Source organism: Micromonospora arida, from assembly GCF_042873195.1.
GTDB lineage: Bacteria > Actinomycetota > Actinomycetes > Mycobacteriales > Micromonosporaceae > Micromonospora > Micromonospora arida.
Genome location: NZ_JBIALC010000026.1, coordinates 1 through 1,325 on the forward strand (window position 1 = coordinate 1; position 1,325 = coordinate 1,325).

Genomic DNA, 1,325 nt, shown 5'->3' on the forward strand with positions numbered 1-1,325 from the left:
ACTATTCAGTCCCATGACATCTGTCAGTGGTGAAGTCCCGATACATGTGTCAGTTGGTAGGGATCTTGGGTGCGCTGGTAGATGGTGCCTGGCATGGCTTCTCGGCGGCATGTCATGAACTTGCTCGATGCGCAGCTGGCTGCTGGGGTGCGGATCAACGCGGCCGAGTTCGCGCGTGTGCATAGTGTGTCGGTTCGTACCGTGTACCGGCATCAGGCACGGATCCGGGACGTGGGCGAGTGGCATGAGCGGTCCCGGCGGCCGCACCGCAGTCCGCGGGTGACGCCACCGGACCTGGACGCCTGGATCTGCAAGCTGCGCGCCGAACTCGGCCTGGACAATGGGGCTGACTTCATCCGCGACGCCCTGATAGAGGTGCATGCCGCTACCGGTGCGCCGTGGCGAGTGCCGTCAAGGTCGACGGTCAACCGGGTCCTGGCCCGCCATGACCTGCTCGAACGGAACCCGGCGAAACGACCGCGCAGCTCGTTTCGCCGGTTCGTCTACGCCCGCCCCCGCGACTGCTACCAGATCGACGCCACGAACGTTCGGCTCGCCGACGGCAGCCTCGCCGTGGTCTTCGACGTCCTGGACGACTGCACCCGAACCCTCGTCGGCTGTCACACGACGATCGCGGAGACTGCCGAAGGCGCGGTCACCGCGATCAGGCAGGCGTTCACCGAGTACGGCGCCCCGGCGATCGTGTTGTCCGACAACGGCACCGCGTTCACCAGCCGACTGACCCGACCCGGATCGATCTCCACGTTCGTCCAGTGCCTCCTGGACCACAGCGTCCGGCCGATCAACTCCAGCCCCTACCACCCACAGACCTGCGGCAAAGTCGAACGCCACCACCAAACCCTCAAGAAATGGCTGAGCACCCAACCCGCCCCCAACACCCACGCCGAGCTGCAACACCTGCTGGACGCCTACCGCCGCTACTACAACACCCAACGACGCCACAGCGCCCTACCGCGACGCACCACCCCCGCCCAGGCATGGACAAACGCCCCCAGCCTCGGCGGACCGGCCGACCTCCCCCTGCAGACCGACGCCACCCTGCACCGCTGCCTCGTCAGCAGCACCGGCGCCATCTCCGTCGCCGGACACCGCACCAGCGTCGGCACCACCCACGCCGGCACCACCGTCAGCGCCATCCGCGACCAAAACCGAATCACCATCTACAACCGCGACGGCCAACCCCTCGGCCACTTCCACCCCAACACCGACCGGACCTACATCAGCCTCACCCGAACAACCTGATCAACAACACCTGACACATCTATCGGGACTTCCCCTTGACACATGTCTCGGGACAGCACAGT

General features: G+C 65.9%; 1 protein-coding gene. It reads left to right on the plus strand.

The window, feature by feature from the left end:
- Window positions 1–231: 231 nt before the first annotated feature.
- On the plus strand, window positions 232–1,263 hold the full coding sequence (locus tag ACFYP0_RS33140; protein WP_355502760.1) for a DDE-type integrase/transposase/recombinase: 1,032 nt from the start codon (window positions 232–234) through the stop codon (window positions 1,261–1,263).
- Window positions 1,264–1,325 lie beyond the last annotated feature (62 nt).